Annotated in this window: 20 protein-coding genes; 7 read left to right on the top strand and 13 right to left on the bottom strand. The window is 41.3% G+C overall.

The annotated features are described in order from the left end of the window. Positions 1-23 precede the first annotated feature (23 nt). Positions 24-1,421: a M20/M25/M40 family metallo-hydrolase gene (locus tag J0X13_RS01785; RefSeq protein WP_207069768.1), complete on the bottom strand. Its 1,398-nt coding sequence runs from the start codon at positions 1,419-1,421 to the stop codon at positions 24-26. Continuing rightward, on the bottom strand, positions 1,418-2,302 hold the full coding sequence (locus J0X13_RS01780; RefSeq protein ID WP_207069767.1) for a PPK2 family polyphosphate kinase: 885 nt from the start codon (positions 2,300-2,302) through the stop codon (positions 1,418-1,420). The genes J0X13_RS01785 and J0X13_RS01780 overlap by 4 nt, the downstream gene beginning before the upstream one ends. A 181-nt stretch (positions 2,303-2,483) precedes the next feature. Between J0X13_RS01780 and J0X13_RS01775 the strand changes: the two genes are divergently transcribed. Further along, positions 2,484-3,194 carry a hypothetical protein gene (locus J0X13_RS01775; RefSeq protein WP_207069766.1) on the top strand — a complete coding sequence of 237 codons (711 nt, stop codon included), beginning with the start codon at positions 2,484-2,486 and terminating at the stop codon, positions 3,192-3,194. A 2-nt stretch (positions 3,195-3,196) separates the two neighbouring features. On the opposite strand, the gene J0X13_RS01770 is transcribed toward J0X13_RS01775, so the two are convergent. The 10 genes from J0X13_RS01770 to J0X13_RS01725 all read right to left on the bottom strand — a co-directional run bounded on the left by J0X13_RS01770 (position 3,197) and on the right by J0X13_RS01725 (position 12,669). Further along, on the bottom strand, positions 3,197-4,360 hold the full coding sequence (locus J0X13_RS01770; RefSeq protein WP_207069765.1) for a sigma-54-dependent transcriptional regulator: 1,164 nt from the start codon (positions 4,358-4,360) through the stop codon (positions 3,197-3,199). Positions 4,361-4,370: 10 nt separating this feature from the next. After that, positions 4,371-5,165 (bottom strand): DUF6268 family outer membrane beta-barrel protein, encoded by a 795-nt coding sequence (locus J0X13_RS01765; RefSeq protein WP_313786179.1) that lies wholly within the window; start codon positions 5,163-5,165, stop codon positions 4,371-4,373. Between the two features lie 108 nt (positions 5,166-5,273). Further along, the gene (locus tag J0X13_RS01760) at positions 5,274-6,161 is read right to left on the bottom strand and encodes a mechanosensitive ion channel family protein (RefSeq protein ID WP_207027729.1); all 888 of its coding nucleotides are present in this window, start codon (positions 6,159-6,161) and stop codon (positions 5,274-5,276) included. A gap of 6 nt (positions 6,162-6,167) precedes the next feature. Continuing rightward, positions 6,168-7,508, bottom strand: a complete 1,341-nt coding sequence (locus J0X13_RS01755; RefSeq protein WP_207069764.1) for an ABC transporter permease — start codon at positions 7,506-7,508, stop codon at positions 6,168-6,170. After that, positions 7,498-8,436: an ABC transporter ATP-binding protein gene (locus J0X13_RS01750; protein WP_207069763.1), complete on the bottom strand. Its 939-nt coding sequence runs from the start codon at positions 8,434-8,436 to the stop codon at positions 7,498-7,500. Before J0X13_RS01750 ends, J0X13_RS01755 begins: the two co-directional genes overlap by 11 nt. Positions 8,437-8,616: 180 nt before the next feature. Next, on the bottom strand, positions 8,617-9,732 hold the full coding sequence (dnaJ, locus tag J0X13_RS01745) for a molecular chaperone DnaJ (protein ID WP_207069762.1): 1,116 nt from the start codon (positions 9,730-9,732) through the stop codon (positions 8,617-8,619). A 6-nt stretch (positions 9,733-9,738) separates the two neighbouring features. Next, a complete protein-coding gene (locus J0X13_RS01740) occupies positions 9,739-10,314 on the bottom strand; it encodes a nucleotide exchange factor GrpE (protein ID WP_207069761.1) in 576 nt (191 codons plus the stop codon). A gap of 137 nt (positions 10,315-10,451) precedes the next feature. Continuing rightward, on the bottom strand, positions 10,452-11,399 hold the full coding sequence (locus J0X13_RS01735; protein ID WP_207069760.1) for a TIGR01777 family oxidoreductase: 948 nt from the start codon (positions 11,397-11,399) through the stop codon (positions 10,452-10,454). A 134-nt stretch (positions 11,400-11,533) separates the two neighbouring features. Then, positions 11,534-12,196 (bottom strand): tRNA (5-methylaminomethyl-2-thiouridine)(34)-methyltransferase MnmC2, encoded by a 663-nt coding sequence (mnmC2, locus tag J0X13_RS01730; RefSeq protein WP_207069759.1) that lies wholly within the window; start codon positions 12,194-12,196, stop codon positions 11,534-11,536. Continuing rightward, the gene (locus tag J0X13_RS01725; RefSeq protein ID WP_207069758.1) at positions 12,193-12,669 is read right to left on the bottom strand and encodes a DUF4920 domain-containing protein; all 477 of its coding nucleotides are present in this window, start codon (positions 12,667-12,669) and stop codon (positions 12,193-12,195) included. The genes mnmC2 and J0X13_RS01725 overlap by 4 nt, the downstream gene beginning before the upstream one ends. 106 nt (positions 12,670-12,775) lie before the next feature. Here J0X13_RS01725 and J0X13_RS01720 point away from each other — a divergent pair, with 106 nt between their 5' ends. Next, positions 12,776-13,846 carry a branched-chain amino acid aminotransferase gene (locus J0X13_RS01720; protein ID WP_207069757.1) on the top strand — a complete coding sequence of 357 codons (1,071 nt, stop codon included), beginning with the start codon at positions 12,776-12,778 and terminating at the stop codon, positions 13,844-13,846. Between the two features lie 30 nt (positions 13,847-13,876). Here J0X13_RS01720 and J0X13_RS01715 read toward each other — a convergent pair whose 3' ends face one another. Then, positions 13,877-14,263, bottom strand: coding sequence for a pyrophosphohydrolase domain-containing protein (locus J0X13_RS01715; RefSeq protein ID WP_207069756.1), 387 nt, complete (start codon positions 14,261-14,263; stop codon positions 13,877-13,879). A gap of 345 nt (positions 14,264-14,608) precedes the next feature. Here J0X13_RS01715 and J0X13_RS01710 point away from each other — a divergent pair, with 345 nt between their 5' ends. The 5 genes from J0X13_RS01710 (at position 14,609) to J0X13_RS01690 (ending at position 18,276) form a co-directional block, all read left to right on the top strand. Then, a complete protein-coding gene (locus J0X13_RS01710; protein WP_207069755.1) occupies positions 14,609-14,788 on the top strand; it encodes a hypothetical protein in 180 nt (59 codons plus the stop codon). A 16-nt stretch (positions 14,789-14,804) separates the two neighbouring features. Next, positions 14,805-15,176 (top strand): fluoride efflux transporter CrcB, encoded by a 372-nt coding sequence (crcB, locus tag J0X13_RS01705; protein ID WP_207069754.1) that lies wholly within the window; start codon positions 14,805-14,807, stop codon positions 15,174-15,176. 272 nt (positions 15,177-15,448) lie between these two features. Then, the gene (locus J0X13_RS01700; RefSeq protein WP_127139216.1) at positions 15,449-15,787 is read left to right on the top strand and encodes a P-II family nitrogen regulator; all 339 of its coding nucleotides are present in this window, start codon (positions 15,449-15,451) and stop codon (positions 15,785-15,787) included. A 33-nt stretch (positions 15,788-15,820) separates the two neighbouring features. Continuing rightward, a complete protein-coding gene (locus tag J0X13_RS01695; protein WP_207069753.1) occupies positions 15,821-17,101 on the top strand; it encodes an ammonium transporter in 1,281 nt (426 codons plus the stop codon). Between the two features lie 137 nt (positions 17,102-17,238). Next, complete coding sequence (locus J0X13_RS01690) at positions 17,239-18,276, top strand: outer membrane beta-barrel protein (protein ID WP_207069752.1); 1,038 nt, start codon at positions 17,239-17,241, stop codon at positions 18,274-18,276.

Here is an 18,276-nt window from a genome sequence, read left to right as displayed (position 1 = left end):
GCTACTTCAATATTTTACATTTACTATCCTTTGATTTTTTTTGTAGGGATAGTGCCATATTTATCTATTAAATAAACCAAGCTTGCCATTGTAGCGGCCCCCAATTCCAATTCACGCTTATTGACATGCTCAAAGGTATCGTTTTCGGCATGGTGGTGGTCGAAATAACGTTGGGTATCGGGTCGCAAACCTGCCAATACCATCCCTTCTTCTTTTAGTGGACCTATATCGGCTCCACTTCCTCCTTCGTAAAACATGTGAATCAAATAAGGTTCGAACAAATCTCTCCAACCTTGGATCTGTTCAACATTTTCTGCAGATGCATCAATGGAAAAACCTCTTGGGGTAAACCCGCCCGAATCACTCTCCAAAGCAAATACATGCTCCTCATTTTTATTTCGGGCCACTTCTGCATATTTATTACCTCCGCGCATTCCATTTTCCTCGTTCATAAACAAGACTACACGAAGGGTTCGTTTTGGTTTATAACCAGTTTCTTTTAAAAGTCGCAATACATCCATGCTCTGCACACACCCAGCACCATCGTCGTGGGACCCATCTCCCAAGTCCCATGAATCCAAGTGGCCACCTACAACCATAATTTCGTTTGGATAGGTACTGCCCGTAATTTCACCAATTACATTGTATGACTGCACATCATCCAATTGCTTGCAATTTTGTTTAAAATAGAACTTTGCATCCGGATTTAATTTAAGTGTGGTACTCAACAATTCCGCTCCATTGGTACTGATAGCTGCCGCTGGGATTCGCTGGTTTACCGGAGTATCTCCATATCCCATAGATCCTGTATGGGGATAATCGTCCAAACGAAGGTTCATGGAACGTACAATAACTCCTACCGCCCCATATTTTCCAGCTTCAGCAGCACCTGAGTATCGTTGGTCCACACAACCTGAATAGGCCGAAAAGGTATTGATCAAGGTCGGGTCCATCGGACGGTTATAGAAAACAATCTTTCCTGCGATTTTATCCCTACCCAGTTTTTCCAAGTCCTCGATGCCCTTTACCTCCACCACGCTAGCCTTTAATCCGCCAGCTGGTGTGGACACGGAGCCGCCCAATGCGCAAATGGGTACATTGGTGGTAAGTCCGGGTTTAGTTTCAAAATAGGCGAATTCGGGCACTCCCCTCACCCATTTAGGTACCATTACAGGTTGCAACCATACCTTGTCGAGTCCCAGTGAGTCGAGTTGTTCTTTGGTATACTCCACGGCATGTTGTGCCTGCACCGAACCGGATAACCGTCCTCCTATTTGATTGGACAAATAATTGAGCCAATCGTATGCCTTCCCGTTGGTAAGAGCTTCATCGTAAATTGCTTTTATTTGTTTTTCATCCTCGGTCTGAGAAAAAAATGGGGTACTGACCAGTAAAAAGGTTAAAAGTAAGACTATTCTCATGTGGTTTCTTTTTCCAGTTCTTGTTTAAAGGTTTCTAAATTAGCTTTTATTTCATCGTCCAGCTCAGGTTCCTCTATATCTTTGTACTTTTTTAACGCTTCCATCATAATGGATGCTACTATAACCCTGGCCGCTTTCTTATTGTCGGCAGGTATTACAAACCAAGGGGCATGCTCTTTTGAAGTTTTGCTCAAGGCTTCTTCGTAGCAAGCTTCATACTGGTTCCACAGCTTTCTTTCTTCAAGATCACCAGGCGAAAATTTCCAGTTTTTTTGCTTTAATCGAATTCTTCGCAATAAACGATGTCGCTGCTCTTCTTTGGATAAATGAAGGAAAAACTTGAAAATTATTGTGCCATTGTCCGCTATATGCCTTTCAAAATCATTGATTTGTTGATATCGTCTTTCCCAAAAACCATCATCAATATCATCTACCGACTCAACATTGGGGAGGTTCTCCCCTAAAATATACTCCGGGTGCACTTTGGTGACCAATACATTTTCGTAATGTGTACGGTTAAACACAGAAAACTTTCCTCTTTCGGGCAAATCGATGTAATGGCGCCAAAGGTAATCGTGCTTTCTTTCCAGGGTCGACGGCACTTTAAAGCTGTGCACTACCACTCCCCTAACATTAAAATCCTTGAAAACTTCCCTGATCAGACTATCCTTCCCTGCGGTGTCCATGCCCTGTAAACAAACCAACACCCCATATTTTCCATGGGCATACAGTGTATCCTGAAAATCGCCCAAGTCCTTTCGTATATTCTTCAACTCCTTTTTGAGTTTCTTTTTTGAAGCACCAAAATCTTCGTAGGTGTCCTTCTCGGTAAGTGTAACGGTATCAACTACTTTGTAGTTTTCTGTTTTGATTTCTTTCATAGGATTGAATATAATTCTTTTTGGCAACTACTTCAACCTACTTTTGAAAAGTGCAGTTCATCGATACTTTTACCACTTACGGTCTAAGATGGTTCTTTAATCGATTTATTTACCCATCAAAATGATGAAAATGTAACTTGTAAGAAAATCAATACGCAAGGTCCCAAATCTAAAAAGCGTTATGAAAAGCAGAAAGATTATCCTACTTATAGTCTTTGTCATTGGTTTACTTGGCCTATGGCTCATGGCTTCGTTCAACTCCCCTGCAAATGCTTGCCAATATGCAAGCACCAATTTGGAATATATTAAAAATCAAATCCAGGAAGCTGTACTGGCCAAAGATTTGAACATGGCCAAATACCATGCGTATAAAGCATTGAATGGTATAGAGAAAACAAAAAGCAATTTTCTGGATTGTGGTTGTGAGGGAGCCATAGAGAGTCTTGGTACCACGCTTTCCCATCTAAAATCTGCCACAAAGTCCAATGCGCTGCAAAATTCGAAGCTCAAACTTCATAAGGCATTGGAAAGCACTATAATAGGTCTTAACGTGTTAAAAGAGTTCGGACAACAAACATCCAGCGATTATGGCAGCAATGTTTTGGTTATGAACACCAAGGAAGTACTGGATTTTCAAAATGGAATGTTATTGACGCAGGGGGCAGCAGTAAAAAAGCAAGTACATCAATGTCTTCTAGGGTTCGAATCTTCATTGAACAAAGTGGTCACCGATGTGGACTGCAAAGATGCCAATAGATTTATCAAAAACATTTATGAAGAATCCCGTTTGACCCTTTTGAACACAGAGCTTTCCCAGCATAAAAAAGAATATCACCAAAGGGTAAAAACCTTGGCGGAAGAAGCCTTGGAAAAGCTAGGGAATTGCAATTAGACCTATTTGCTTGCGAATAATTTCACATCTTCCTCGGATACTTCCTTTCCGCCCAAGATGATCAATCGTTCCACCACATTACGGAGTTCCCGTACATTTCCGGTCCAATCGTAGCTTTTTAGTAGATCTATCGCCTTTTTGGAGAAACTCTTTTGTCCGGTACCTTGTTCGGATGAAATTTTTTTGGAGAAATGCTCTATTAGCAAAGGTATATCATCGCGCCTATCGTTTAGTGCAGGTACTTTGATCAAGATCACTGCAAGGCGATGGTAAAGGTCTTCCCTGAATTTACCTTCTTCTATCTCCTTTTTTAAATCTTTATTTGTGGCTGCGAGTACACGAACATCCACTTTAATATCCTTATCGGAACCTACGCGACTGATTTTGTTCTCTTGCAAGGCCCTTAACACTTTGGCCTGTGCGGACAAACTCATATCCCCGATTTCATCCAAAAATATGGTTCCCTTGTTCGCTGCTTCAAACTTACCGGCCCTATCTTTTACAGCCGATGTAAAAGCACCCTTAACATGTCCGAACAACTCACTTTCTATCAGTTCTGAGGGAATAGCGGCACAATTGACCTCTACAAATGGCGATGATGATCGAGGGCTTTTTTGGTGCACCCAGTGGGCCACCAGTTCCTTTCCTGTACCATTGGAGCCTGTGATCAGCACTCGGGCATCGGTTGGCGCCACTTTTTCAATCATTTCCTTGATTGCAGCTATTTCCTTGCTTTCCCCGATCATCTCGTAGTTCTTGGAGACCTTTTTCTTTAGCACTTTATTCTCAACGGCAAGTTCCTTTCTTTCCAGAGCGTTACGAACCGTGGTCAGTAATCTATTTAAATCCGGTGGCTTGGAGATATAATCATAGGCGCCCAACCTCATGGTGTTCACGGCCGTGTCCAAATCCCCATGTCCCGAAATCATAATGAAGGGGATTTCAGGTTTAATCTTTTTGGCGGCTTCCAAGACTTCCACCCCATCCATCTTGGGCATCTTAATATCACACAGTACTAGGTCAAAATCTTCTTTTTTGATGGCATCGATACCGGCAAGGCCGTTTTCCGCCTCCACTACATTATAGCTGTCGTTTTCTTCAGCAAGTATTTTAACCAATACCCTTCTAATTGCCGATTCGTCCTCTATTACCAAAATTTTTGACATAAGCTGCTATTTAAAATACTCCTATTTTGAAGCCTGTTCTAATATAAAAATTTGATTCGTCATTCAACAAATAAACCTTGCCTTGATCATCATTTCTTAATATTCCTTCCTGAACAACCGTTTTACCGACCATGGCAAAAAGCGACATTCTCTTGGATATATTATATTGGTACACCAATGTTCCCAACAATGAAGTAAGCGATATCTTCGAAGCCACTTGGCCGTTGTCCAAAAGAATATCGTTCTGAAGGTTTATAAAGTAACCATCCAATAATAGTGCCATTTCCAAGGAATGCTTTTTATTGAAGTAATGCCGTAAACTTGATTTTGGTATTCCAAACGTAAACGACCAATTGGGATGAAACCTACGATAATAGTTGACCAAGGGAAGGGGCACCGGTAATCCGGTTGTGCTATTGTAGGTCAACCCCAAAACAATACGATACGGCTTATCTGCATTTGGGCGTTCTTTCCAAAAAGTTGCAGTGGCATTCATAAAAAAATCGTCGGTAACGGTACCGTTCATGAAATTGGAAGCCATTCTTGGTGTTAAAATGGTGACCAGGTTCCAATTTTCATTCCATTTGGTGAGGTAGCCCACATTCAAATCGATAACATGAAAGCGTATCAGTTCACTTTTATCAAAAGGCAAATTCTCGGAATATCCCATATCGAAACGATTGTATTCCATTCCGGTAATAAGATAATCCTCCTTTTCATTGAGCTTTATGGGCAAATTCAGAAGCGCCTTATAGCGTTGTGTTTTGATCCCTGTATCATTTTCGGGGATATTGAGGTATTCCACCCTAAAAATATCCGTGCTCTGTGCCCATATATTGGAGCCGCAAAGTATTACAATGAAAATGAACCACTTTCTGATTGCAATATGGTTAACTGAGTTTTTTATGTCTATCTATTGTTTAGGCTGAATAATGTGTATGTCGCGCTGTGGGAACGGTATACTAACGTTGTTCTCTTTGAACTTGGCATTGATCTTATAACGCATTTCGCTTTTTATCCTTGGGTCCCTAAAAGTATCGTTGGTAAAAAAGTATATGGAAAAAATCAAGGCCGAATCCCCAAAATCCTCAAAAAGTACAAATGGTTTTGGGCTTTTGAGTACCTGCCTTTGCCCATGGGCTATTTCCTCCAATATTTTCGTCACCAGATCAACATCACTTCCATAAGCTACACCCACACTTACTTTTTCACGTGTGGTTCTATGGTTTTGAGTATAATTGTAAACAATGTCGCTTATAAATTTATGGTTGGGCAGTATCAACACCTTGTCGTCACGTGTAATGGCCCTAGTGGTGCGCAATTTAATTTCGAACACCTTGCCTACTTTCCCATCTACTTCCACAACATCCCCAACTTGCAGGGATTTGTCGACTATAATAAAAATACCTCCAAGAATATCTTTGAACAATTCTTGCAAGGCGAGCCCCAAACCAACGAACAGCGCGGCCGATGCCGTAATTACCAAGGTAATGTCCACCCCTGCAGCACTTAAGGTGACCAAAACTGCAATCAGGTAAATTACATAGTTCAGGAACTTAAAAACACTGGAAAACTTTTGCTTGTCTTCCTGTTGCATTTTTCGGGTTATGAGATGCCGTAGCCATTTAAGTATAAAGTTTGTTGCGATCAATGTTAGGGTTAAAAGCAACAATAATCCAATGGTAAGGTGAATGGATTTTTCGCCCTGACCAATATGGAATCCCAGATCTAAAAAATCTTTAATGGACCCCCAAACATCTTCCTGTATAATTTCCTTTATATCTTCTGCTCCTTCTTGCATACTGCTCTAATATCTTAACCACTTAATCAATTCTTTGTATGTAGGCTTTTTACCGTACATTAAGATACCGGTTCTATAAATTTTAGCCGCCAATGATACGATACCCAAAAAGGTAACGATCAAAAGAAATATAGACAATAAAAATTGCCATAAGGGCACTCCTCCTTCCCCTACTCCCCCAGGCAACCTCATCAGCATTACAATTGGTGATGTTAATGGAAACAACGAAAACCCGACTGCAATGGGCCCATGTGGATTACTGAATACGGAAAAGAACCCAACATAAATAGCCAACATTAAAGGTAATATAATAGGGAAAATAAATTGCTGTGTATCTGTCTCATTATCCACAGCCGCACCAATGGCTGCGTAAATGGAACTGTAAATAAGATACCCCAGAACAAAATATATGAAGAAAGATATAATCAATAAGCCCCAAGGAATATCGTAAATTTCTTTTGCGTACATCATCATTTCACTATCCATTGCACCTAATTGAGACACGCCCATTGCTCCAGGAGTCACACCAGTACTGTCCGCAGAAAGCGCTGTCAGGTCCACCCCAAAAATCAATACAACTACAAACATTAATACTGATGCGGAGATAATCCAGATGGAAAACTGCGTGATTCCCGCCAAGGAATTACCAATGATCTTGCCCAGCATTAATTGAAAAGGCTTTACCGAGGAAATGATCACCTCGATGATCCTACTGGTTTTTTCTTCGATCACACTTCGCATCACAAAACCGCCGTAAATAATAATGAACATCATGATGGCGTATCCAAAACCTCCCCCGATAAAAGCTTTGATCTCGTTGATACCTTTCATACTCTTTTCTCCATCGAACGTTGAAAGATTTATTTCGAAAGATTTTTCCACACTGGAAAATTGCTCAGAACTCACCCCCAACTTTTGCAACCTGTCTTGTCTCAAACGGCTCTGAAATATATCCTCCAATTCCTGTGTCACCGATGTGTTTGGATTGTCCTTGGTATACAGATAAGCGGCATTGGCAACCTGCTCGACGGTCGGAGCCGGTGGAATGTACAGCAATCCGTAATATTCCAATGCCGTAGTGGAATCTTTTGCCTGCTCCAAACTCAAATCTTTCAGATGAACGAAAGAAATATTTTTTGAGGGATTGAAGTCACTTTGAAAAAAGGAACTTTCGTTCAAAACCGTCACCACTCTGGTCTCATCGTCATTTACCTTGGCCAAATAGGCTATAAGAACAATCATTCCAACCATTAAAAGTGGACTTAAAATGGTCATAACAACAAAGGAACGGTTGCGCACCTTGGCCAAATACTCCCGTTTAATGATCAACCCTAATTTACTGGCCATTGTCCTTGTTGTTTACGGTTTGAATAAAAATATCGTTAGCAGATGGTATGGTTTCCTCGAACCTGTTAATATTGGCACCTTTGGAAAGTTCCGTTAAAATGTCCCCTGTTTGATAGGATGACAATTGCACCTTAAAGTTCAATTGATTTTCATCGGCATCAACCACAGAGGAAAGAATATTGAATTTGTCTTTCAATGAACGCATCATTGCAGCTGCATCTTTTTCCACATAAAGACCTACATCGAATATATTGCTCTTGTAGGCTTTTTTGATATCGGACAATTTTCCGTCAAGGATTTTTTCCGATTTGTGTATAAGGGCAATGTGCTCACATAGCTCTTCCACCGATTCCATTCGGTGTGTGGAAAAAATAATAGAGGTTCCGTTTTCCTTTAGTTGAAGGATTTCATCCTTGATGATGTTGGCATTTATGGGGTCAAAACCACTGAAAGGCTCATCAAAGATCAATAGTTTGGGTTCATGGAGCACGGTAACAATAAACTGAATTTTTTGTGCCATCCCCTTCGAGAGCTCTTGTATCTTTTTATCCCACCAATCCCCAATGTTCAAGCGGTCGAACCAATATAGAAGACGCTTCTTGGCCTCGCTTTTGGACAATCCTTTCAATTGCGCCAAGTACAATGCCTGCTCGCCTACTTTCATACTTTTATACAACCCTCGTTCCTCGGGCAGGTACCCAATGGATGCAATATGCTTTGGGGCCAAAGGTTCACCATTCAAAAAAATATCACCGGAATCCTGATGCGTTATTTGATTGATAATCCTGATGAACGAGGTTTTACCGGCCCCGTTAGGACCCAAGAGTCCATAAATGCAATTCGTGGGAATTTGTAGTGAAATGTTGCTCAGCGCTGTGTAATCACCATAAGTTTTGGTCACATTTTCGGCAACAAGGATATGATCCATGTAAACAATTTTTTCAAAGATATGTATTTGCTGGATACCTTATTTCCTATAAAAACAAAAACCCACCCTTAAAAAAATCAAGGATGGGAAAAAAATTGCTATGAAAAAGAAAATTAGATATCGGTCACCCAACATCAGTTTCAAATATACGTTTTTTATTTTAACAGAAGGTTTTTATTCTTAAGAGAACATATCTTTTACCTTCTCAAAAAAGGATTTATCAGATTTTTCGGGCCTGGGGACAAAATTGTCATCGTCCTGCATACGCTCAAAAAATTCCTTTTGCTCTTTATTTATATTCTTTGGTGTCCAAACATTTACGTGCACCAACAAATCTCCTGCTCCATAGCCATTGAGACTGTTGATTCCCTTGCCTCTGAGCCTTAAAATTTTTCCAGACTGTAGGCCTGGTTCCAGTTTTATACGGACTTTCCCGCCTATTGCGTCAATTTCTTTGGAACTGCCCAGAACTGCCTCGGGCATACTTATGTACAAATCATAATGTAGGTTGTCCCCTTCACGCTTTAGGGTATCGTGCTCCAAAGTTTCAATGGCCACCAACAAATCCCCTGCTATTCCGTTACCAGGGGCATCGTTACCTTTTCCTGCTACTTTAAGTTGCATGCCGTCCTCTACTCCCGGTGGTATTTTAATGGAAACGGTCTCCTCTTCCACTTTTAGGCCCTGAGCATCGGCTCCAGCAGGTTTTTTGTCTATGGACTGCCCTGCGCCGCCGCAAGTAGTACAAGTGGTTGCCGTTTGCATTCTACCCAATATGGTATTGGTAATCTTGGTAATCTGTCCGGTACCATTACAAGTGGGACAGGTTTTATAGGTTACGCCGTCCGCTTGAAGCTTACGCCTTACCTTGACTTTCTTCTCCACTCCGTTGGCAACTTCTTCCAGCGTCAACTTTACACGAATACGCAAGTTGCTTCCCTTGGCCCTGCGTTGTCCGCCGCCAAATCCACCAAATCCGCTGAATCCACCGCCAAAGGCTCCTCCAAAAATATCACCGAACTGACTAAAGATATCATCCATGTTCATACCTCCGCCGCCAAATCCTCCGCTACCATCGAAGGCTGCATGGCCAAATTGGTCATACTTTGCCCTTTTGTCAGGGTTGCCCAACACTTCATAAGCCTCGGCGGATTTCTTGAACATTTCCTCAGCTTTGGTATCGCCTGGATTCTTATCCGGGTGGAATTCGATGGCCTTTTTTCGGTAGGCCTTTTTTATTTCTGCAGCTGAAGCTCCTTTGGAGACTCCCAATATTTCGTAATAATCTTCCTTCATACAGCTTTAGTTTCCAACAACAACTTTTGGATGTCTGATGATTCGGTCACCAAGTTTGAAACCTTTTTCAACGACATCTATGATTTTCCCTTTCATTTTCTTGTCAGGTGCCGGTATTTGCGTGATGGCATCGTGCACCTCGGCATCGAATGTATCCCCGGGCTCCACCTGAACTTGTTCCAAACCTTTGTTCTTAAGGGTCTCCTTGAACTTATTGCTGATGAGTTCAACTCCTTTGAACATTTCTTTGTCCTCCGACTTGGAGAGTTCCTTTAAGGCACGATCAAAATCATCCATAATGGGCAACAAGGCCACCATGACCTCCTGTCCAGCTGTTTTGAACAAATCCATACGCTCCTTAGAAGTTCTTCGCTTGTAATTTTCAAACTCTGCAAAAAGTCTAAGGAACTTTTCCTTTTCCTTGGCCAAATCCTCGCGTAACTTTTCCTCTTCGGAAAGTTCTTCCCCGTTCTCTTCCTCGTTTTTGGCTTCTATATGCTCATCGTTCAGCTCAGTACTCTCTTCGGTTTGCCCTTTTTTAGGCTCATCTTCCATTTCCTCAACCTTACTTTTATCGCTCATGTTCTATTGTTATTTATTCCGATTTGAAGTGGCAAAAGTACTGCCAATTGTCCAAAAATGTCAAAATGTCACCGCAAAACATAAAAAAAGCCGCCGAAGCGGACTTTACACATTAAAATCGTCATGAAAATGGGTTCCTATGCCTCAATGGATACAGGAACTCCTTCTTCCCCTTGAGGTGCGTACAAAGCTTTCAGCGCTTGACAAATATTTACATACTGAAAGGAAAACCCCTCATCTTCAATCTTTTTACTGCTTACACGCTGGCTAGCCAACAAAAGTGTCGACATTTTGCCCAAAATCACTTTTAAAATAAACGCGGGAACATTGGGCATCCAAAGAGGTCTATCCAAAATTCTAGCCAATTCTTTGGTAAGCTTTGTATTTGTAACAGGGTTTGGAGCCACGCCATTATATGTTCCTTGCAGGTTGTTTTCAACGGCAAAAGCAAACATCTGTGCCAAATCTTCAATATGAATCCAAGATTGCCATTGATCACCACTACCTATGGGTGCACCTACAAAGTTTTTAATGGGCAGGGCCATTTTGGGCAGAGCTCCACCATCTTTGGACAAAACCAGACCGATCCGGATTTTGGCCACATCAACTCCTAAGTCCTTAAATGTTTCTGCCTCAGCTTCCCATTTGGTCACAACCTCTCCTAGGAAGCCATTGTCCACCTTATCTGTATCCTCTTCATAATAATCACACATGGAGCTGGGGTAAATACCAATGGCCGAAGCGGAAACCAAACATTCCACTTCTCGATTATTGGACTGCTCCAGTCCTTTTTTAAGTGTCTGCAGACTATCTACACGGCTGGAAAGTACTTTTTTTCTATGCTCAGGAGTCCAACGTTTGGCTATATTGGTGCCGGCCAAATTAATTATGGCCTGAACATCCTTAAAGCACTCCAAGTCTATTTCCCCTTTGGCCGGATTCCAATAAAAACCATGGAAATCTTCTTTGGAAGTAATCTTTTCTTTGCTTGTGGTCAAATAATTTACGGGAATACCTCTTTGGTGCAAAACCTCTACTATGGTCTGCCCCACCAATCCCGTAGCACCTGTTATCAACACCTTCATACTATCATTTTATACAAATTTATAAGTTTAATCGTCTGTTTTTGAGACCTTAATTTAGGTTTAACATATTTGTTTAAACTTTAGTACAATTTATGACACCTATCACTGGCCAGTTAACACATCCTTGGCAAATACTATAGTTTTTTGGCGCGAAGCATTTCTCTTTTTCCTGGAGGCCCGGGCAATCGTTCCACCGTAAATCCAACCGCTTGCATGGCCCTTCGTACGCTACCTTTGGCAGCATAGGTGACCAAAACACCATTTACTTGCAATGCCCGATACATTTGCAAGAAAATCTCCTCGGTCCAGAGTTCGGGCTGCACTCTAGCACCAAAAGCATCAAAATAAACAAGGTTGAACAGATTTTCCTCATTGATCTGCTTAAAATCTCTTTTTTGCTTTAAAATGGAAAAATCAGGTGTAATTGAAATGGTCTTTTCCCAAGGGGAACTGTGCATTTTTTGGAAGGATACTTCCAAATCTTCAAACCCCAACTGCTCACAATAGCCCAATTGATTTACTTCTTCAATAGAAACAGGAAAAGCCTCCACACCTACATAATCAATCTGTAACTGTTGTTCTATCGCTTCATGAAAAGTGATTAGAGCATTCAAGCCCGTTCCAAAACCTATCTCCAGTAAATTGATTTTTTCATTTTGAAATAATCTTAAACCATGTTTTATAAAAACATGATAGGCTTCTTGAACCGCACCGTGCTTAGAGTGGTACTGTTCGTCCCAGTCCTCAATTTGGATGGTCTTGGAACCATCACCGGTCGTGATTATTTTTCGTTTCAAGGTTGGTTGGCGATCAGTACCCCTTCCGCTTCAAACCTTAGCGTTTTCTTGGGAGCGGTTATTTGGGCCAACTCATCTTCGGAGGCACCTTCGTCTTCTGCATAATGTCTTTGGTCTTCCACAGACATTTCCTCAAAAAAGGCCGCACCGTTCATCACCACTTTTTTTCCTGCCGCATCTTTGGGAACAAAAAACCCATAATCCTTAAATCGGACAAAAACTTCGTCGTCGGAATCCAATTGCACCTTCATCCAGCAGCCTTTGGACTGACAAACTTCCTTGATTTCACCTATAATTTGGGTCTGCAGAGAATCCTTGCCCGAGATTCCATCAAAAGGAGCGGATGTTTTTGAAGCCTTTCGAGAAACTTCAAATTCTTCTCCAAAATAATCACCCTTAATAATTTCCTGTTTGCACGAAACAAGCGAAACACCCACTAAAAAAACTGCAGCAAAAGTGTTAAAAATTCTCATTTTTGATAACATTTAATTAATTGTAGGTCAAGTATGACATTTAGGTTTCTGAAACATCCAAAACTAACAATAAATAGCTAATTTTAACACGGTAAATGTAAGTGATATGGAAACAATGGCTAACAAAATTGCTGTAGAGAAAACAAAATCATCCAAAATCCACGATGTGGATTTTGACAATCTTTCCTTTGGAAGTGTCTATTCCGACCATATGTTGGTCTGTGATTATAAGAACGGTAAGTGGTCGGAGCCCAAAGTGGTTCCCTACCAATCCATTACACTGGACCCATCCGCAAAGATTTTCCATTATGGGCAATCCATTTTTGAAGGCATGAAGGCCTACAAGGACGAAAATGGGAAAGCATGGCTCTTTAGACCCGAGGAAAACTGGAAACGCTTGAACAAATCGGCGAAAAGGTTGGCCATTCCAGAAATACCTGAAGCTTATTTTATGGAAGGTCTAAATGCACTGATCCAGCTGGAAAGTGATTGGATACCACAAAACCCAGGTAGCTCCTTATATATAAGGCCTTTTGTTTTTGCTTCAGGAAACGGATTCCATGCCTCTCCTGCCGATGAGTATAAATTCATCATCGCCTGTGCACCTTCAGGAGCCTATTTCTCTGGCAAGGTAAAAGTACTCATTGAAGAAACGTACTCCAGAGCAGCAAACGGTGGTGTAGGATATGCAAAAGCAGGCGGTAACTACGCCGGTCAATTTTACCCAACACAACTGGCAGCCGAAAAAGGTTACCAACAAGTAATCTGGACCGATGACAACACCCATGAGTTTATAGAGGAAGCAGGTGCCATGAATGTTTTTGTTCGCATTGAGGACACCTTATTGACAGCCCCAACCAGTGACCGTATCTTGGATGGGATAACGAGAAAAAGCATTTTGGACATTGCCAAGGACGAAGGCATTAAAACCGAGGTTAGAAAAATATCCGTTCACGAATTGGTGGAAGCCGCAGAGAATGGCTCCTTAAAAGAAATGTTCGGTGCTGGTACTGCCGCTGTGGTATCTCCTATTTCAGGTTTTGGTTACCATGGCAAAGATTACGACCTGCCCGAATTGGAGGAAAGCTATGCGTCCTTGTTAAAGAAAAGGATCACGGACATTCAATACAACCGTGCCGAAGATAAATTCGGATGGCGATACGAAGTCACCCAATAAAAAAAGAAAAGGCGCCAGGTGGCGCCTTTTTTATTTATCTATAATGGTTTGGATGTCCGGCTTAAAGTAGTTTGGCCCCTTGAGCACCTTACCATCCTCGCGGTAAATAGGCTTTCCGTCATCACCTAGTTTGCTCATATTACTTCGCTGTATTTCCTCAAAAACTTCTTCAATCTTGTATTGCATACCATGCTCCAGAATGGTTCCGCATAAAATGTACAGCATGTCTCCCAAGGCATCCGCCACTTCAATCAAATCACCATTATTTGCGGCTTCCAAATATTCCTGGTTTTCCTCGTCCATCAAATTAAATCGAAGTTTGTTCTTGTCCTTTCCCAAATCAGCTTTTGGCTTTTGGGAAACCCCGAGGCCGAAAGAATTGTGGAATAGCTCCACGGCTTTAATTTTACTTTCCATTACACTTATTTGATTTAGCTTTGCATAAAAATATAAAATATGTTCAGCACAGGACAGATAATTTTTGCGGCCTTATTTTTTATCGCCTTCGTCATAATCATCTCATTATCGTACAGAAAGGATAAAAAACTACACAAGAAAAACTATAAAGGTGTTATTTGGATTCTGATTTCATTCATAGCTTTTATAATTATCCTGTTCATAATTAAATACTTCCTCAAAAATTAACGGTTAAATTGCCGTTACCACAAAAATTCCTCCTTTCACAACAATAGCAGCGCCTAGATTTCGTTCTTATAGGAAAACCCGTACTTTTGTCCAACAATACTTAAGCACCTAACCTCAATGACTGTATTTTTTAGTATACTTTTTGTATTGCTTGCCGTGAACGCCATTCTGCTGATTTTCAGCGTCAATGGAGCAAAGGAAAGGTTCACTAAACCGATCCAACGGATTTCAGAGGCCTCAACTACCAAACTTTTCCCCCGTGAGGCTGTAGAAACCGAATATAAGGAAGCGGTATAGTTTGTACCTTTAGGTCATGAAACAGGCCTTACTTGTCTTTTTTGGAGGGGGATTTGGAAGCGTTCTTCGCTATTTGATTTCCAAACCGCTCAACCCTCTTTTTCATAATTTCTTCTTGGGGACCTTTTTGGTCAATATGTTAGGCTGTCTGTTGATTGGCCTTTTTTTAGGGCTTTCCGCTAAAGGAAACATACTCACCTATAATAATACGCTGTTCTTGGCCACCGGATTTTGTGGTGGATTTACTACGTTTTCCGCATTTGCTTTTGAGAAACATTCTTTTCTAAAAAATGGCGACCTTCTCAATTTGGCCATTTACATGTTCTCTAGTATTGGTGTCGGAGTTTTGGCTGTGGTTTTAGGATTATGGATCGCCAAAAACATTTAGCCGTTACAAATTGTGTTTTTATAGTTAAAATTTGTTAAAAAATGAACATTCATCATGTGTTAAAGCCATTTTCTTGAAAAAAATTAAGATAAAGAGCTTTAATATTAAGATTAAATCAACAAAAAGATAACAAAAGTTAACCTAAAATTAAATACCCCTAAAATTAAAGGGGTATTTTTCTTATACCCATAAAAATCATGGAACTACCCTCCAATTTTCAATAGTCTCGATTGAATTCCTATATATTTGGCCCATCAATTAACTACTTAATTATGAAAAAAGTCGAGGCAATTATCAGAAAATCCAAATTTGATGAGGTAAAGAAAGCCCTGCATCAAATTGAGGTCAACTTCTTTAGTTACTGGGATGTAACTGGAGTTGGAAATGAGAAACAAGGACATGTGTATCGTGGTATCTCCTATAGTACAAGCGATATACAGAGAAGGTATTTGGTTATCGTGGTTAGCGATGACTTTCTGGAAAAAACCGTGAATGTTTTACTGGATACTGCAGGAACAGGCAACGTAGGTGATGGAAAAATTTTCGTCTCCGATGTGATCGAAGCCTACAGGATCAGGACAAAGGAAAGCGGAAGCGCCGGAATCAACTAACATTATTAGCCAAAAAACTTAAAAACTTAGATTATGATTGTACAAGAACAAGAAGCGATAGATAAAGCCGTTGAAGCCATTACTGGCGACATGGGCGCATTGTGGATTACCCTGGCAGCCATTTTGGTGTTTTTTATGCAGGCAGGATTTACCCTATTGGAGATAGGTTTTACCCGTAGCAAGAACAGTGGTAATATAATTATGAAAAACGTAATGGACTTAGCCGTTGGTTCGGTTATGTTCTGGGCAGTAGGTTATGCCATTATGTATGGTAGCGACCTTGTAGGTGGTGGATTTTTTAGATCCAGTCCATCCGATCAAGGATATTTCTTTTTTAGTGCTGATGATTGGTACAACCTGTTTTTCCAAACGGTGTTCTGTGCCACAGCAGCAACCATTGTATCGGGAGCGATTGCTGGAAGAACCAAATTCTCAACTTATTTGATTTTCTCCGCTATCCTTACCACACTGATTTATCCTATTTCAGGTAGCTGGTACTGGCCATTTGATGACGATGCATGGCTGAACACAGCAGGATTTGTAGATTTTGCAGGTTCATCCGTAGTACATGCCGTAGGTGGTGCCGCTGCATTGGTAGCTGCCATTTTGGTTGGGCCAAGAATTGGTAAATATGTAGACGGAAAAGCTCAGGCGATTCCGGGACACAACATGGCCTTTGGTGCACTTGGTGTGTTCATCCTATGGTTAGGATGGTTCGGATTTAACGGTGGCTCCCAATTGGCTTGGGGCGGTGACGATACCATCGGTGCTACAAGTGTTATCATCAATACCAACCTAGCAGCCGCAATTGGCGCCATTGCAGCCCTGTTCTTTACGTGGGCCAGATATGGTAAAGCTGATATCTCCATGACCTTGAACGGTGCATTGGCCGGTCTGGTAGGTATTACCGCTGGGTGTGGATCCGTAAACGCATGGGGAGCCCTTGCCATTGGTTTAGTGTGTGGAATTGTAGTGGTACTATCCATCGAATTTATTGATAAGAAACTTAAGATTGACGATCCAGTAGGAGCCATTTCCGTTCACGGAGTATGCGGATTCCTAGGAACTGTATTGATCGGCCTATTCGCATTGGATGGTGGATTGTTCTATGGTGGTAGCGGAAAACTACTTTGGGTTCAGACCTATGGGTCTTTGGCCTATATTGTTTGGGCAGCGGTCGCCTCCTTTGTAGTACTCTTTATTTTGAAGAAAACTATCGGACTTCGTGTATCGGAGCAAGAGGAAGTTGATGGCTTGGACATGCACGAACATGGTGTTGAAGCTTATCCAGAACATATTTCACAAGACAAATAGTTTCAAACTCACAAAAAGATTGACAAAAGGAAACGGAGCGTTCTGCCAAACGCTCCGTTAGATAACCTTCTCAATCAAACTCACAATTATACAACTAACTGTCCTTCGCTAAAAGGACAACTTAAAATGATTATGATATGAAAACGATTATAAATACAAATTTCGGAAAAATTTTGGCTATCGCCATCATTTCAATGGTAACATTTTCGGCCTCAGCACAAGAGGAAGAAGCATCTAAATTTAGCCTAAGTGGATCTGTTGATGCCTATTACAGAACTACCTTCCACGATGCCGGAGAATCCACCACTGCCTCCTTTACTTCTTTTGCAAACCAAACTGGTTTTGCATTGGGTATGGCCAACCTAGTTGGTACCTACGACATGGGTGATACAGGTGTTGTAGTTGACTTGGTTTTTGGACCTAGGGGTACCGAGGCCACTTTTAACAACGATGTACTTAACGGTATCATCAACCAGGCCTATGTGTATTGGAATGTTTCCGAGAGCACAACATTGACCATGGGGCGTTTCAACACCTTTTTAGGATATGAAGTGATTGCTCCACAAGCCAACTTCAACTACAGTGTTTCTTACCTATTCTCCAATGGACCATTTTCACACTTGGGAGTAAAGGCAGATTTTGCCCTGTCCGATGATGTTAGCTTAATGCTTGCAGTGATGAATCCATGGGACACCAACGACATCAGTGATTCTGGTGAATATTCCTTGGGTGGTCAACTAGGTGCTTACGGTCAATTCTTGAACCTTTACTACGATAGCGGCAAAAGTGGTGGTCTTGGTTTTGAAATTGATTACACTGGAGGATTTGATCTTACTGAGGATTTCTTCTTTGGAATCAATGCAGCTTACAATGACAACTCAGAAACAGGAACTGGTTTCTATGGTGCAGCCATCTATCCACAATTAACAACATCCGATAATTTTGCCATTGGACTTCGTGGAGAATATATGACGTTCACTGACGATGCCGTTGATGATGATTCCCCTGTTCTTGGGCTAACATTGACCGGTAGCTTTACAAAAGACAATCTTATTATAAAACCAGAGGTACGTTTGGACACTTGGGGGAACGATATAGAGCCTTATGTAGATAGCGACGGAGCTTTCACAAGCAACCAGTCTTCTTTCTTGATCGCTGCTATTTACTCCTTCTAA

The sequence above is a fragment of the [Muricauda] lutisoli (nom. illeg.) genome, from assembly GCF_017313105.1.
In the GTDB taxonomy this organism is placed as follows: Bacteria; Bacteroidota; Bacteroidia; order Flavobacteriales; family Flavobacteriaceae; genus Flagellimonas; species Flagellimonas lutisoli.
This window is presented reverse-complemented; position numbering and strand designations above follow the sequence as displayed.

Bases quoted from the DNA above. Each gene is read 5' to 3' on its own strand.
- J0X13_RS01780 (WP_207069767.1), bottom strand. From the start codon at position 2,302: ATGAAAGAAATCAAAACAGAAAACTACAAAGTAGTTGATACCGTTACA.
- J0X13_RS01715 (WP_207069756.1), bottom strand. From the start codon at position 14,263: ATGGAAAGTAAAATTAAAGCCGTGGAGCTATTCCACAATTCTTTCGGC.
- J0X13_RS01700 (WP_127139216.1), top strand. From the start codon at position 15,449: ATGAAAAAAGTCGAGGCAATTATCAGAAAATCCAAATTTGATGAGGTA.
- J0X13_RS01755 (WP_207069764.1), bottom strand. From the start codon at position 7,508: ATGGCCAGTAAATTAGGGTTGATCATTAAACGGGAGTATTTGGCCAAG.
- J0X13_RS01760 (WP_207027729.1), bottom strand. From the start codon at position 6,161: ATGCAAGAAGGAGCAGAAGATATAAAGGAAATTATACAGGAAGATGTT.
- J0X13_RS01770 (WP_207069765.1), bottom strand. From the start codon at position 4,360: ATGTCAAAAATTTTGGTAATAGAGGACGAATCGGCAATTAGAAGGGTA.
- dnaJ (WP_207069762.1), bottom strand. From the start codon at position 9,732: ATGAAGGAAGATTATTACGAAATATTGGGAGTCTCCAAAGGAGCTTCA.
- J0X13_RS01695 (WP_207069753.1), top strand. From the start codon at position 15,821: ATGATTGTACAAGAACAAGAAGCGATAGATAAAGCCGTTGAAGCCATT.
- crcB (WP_207069754.1), top strand. From the start codon at position 14,805: ATGAAACAGGCCTTACTTGTCTTTTTTGGAGGGGGATTTGGAAGCGTT.
- J0X13_RS01785 (WP_207069768.1), bottom strand. From the start codon at position 1,421: ATGAGAATAGTCTTACTTTTAACCTTTTTACTGGTCAGTACCCCATTT.
- J0X13_RS01735 (WP_207069760.1), bottom strand. From the start codon at position 11,399: ATGAAGGTGTTGATAACAGGTGCTACGGGATTGGTGGGGCAGACCATA.
- J0X13_RS01775 (WP_207069766.1), top strand. From the start codon at position 2,484: ATGAAAAGCAGAAAGATTATCCTACTTATAGTCTTTGTCATTGGTTTA.
- J0X13_RS01740 (WP_207069761.1), bottom strand. From the start codon at position 10,314: ATGAGCGATAAAAGTAAGGTTGAGGAAATGGAAGATGAGCCTAAAAAA.
- J0X13_RS01720 (WP_207069757.1), top strand. From the start codon at position 12,776: ATGGAAACAATGGCTAACAAAATTGCTGTAGAGAAAACAAAATCATCC.
- J0X13_RS01750 (WP_207069763.1), bottom strand. From the start codon at position 8,436: ATGGATCATATCCTTGTTGCCGAAAATGTGACCAAAACTTATGGTGAT.
- J0X13_RS01710 (WP_207069755.1), top strand. From the start codon at position 14,609: ATGACTGTATTTTTTAGTATACTTTTTGTATTGCTTGCCGTGAACGCC.
- J0X13_RS01725 (WP_207069758.1), bottom strand. From the start codon at position 12,669: ATGAGAATTTTTAACACTTTTGCTGCAGTTTTTTTAGTGGGTGTTTCG.
- J0X13_RS01690 (WP_207069752.1), top strand. From the start codon at position 17,239: ATGAAAACGATTATAAATACAAATTTCGGAAAAATTTTGGCTATCGCC.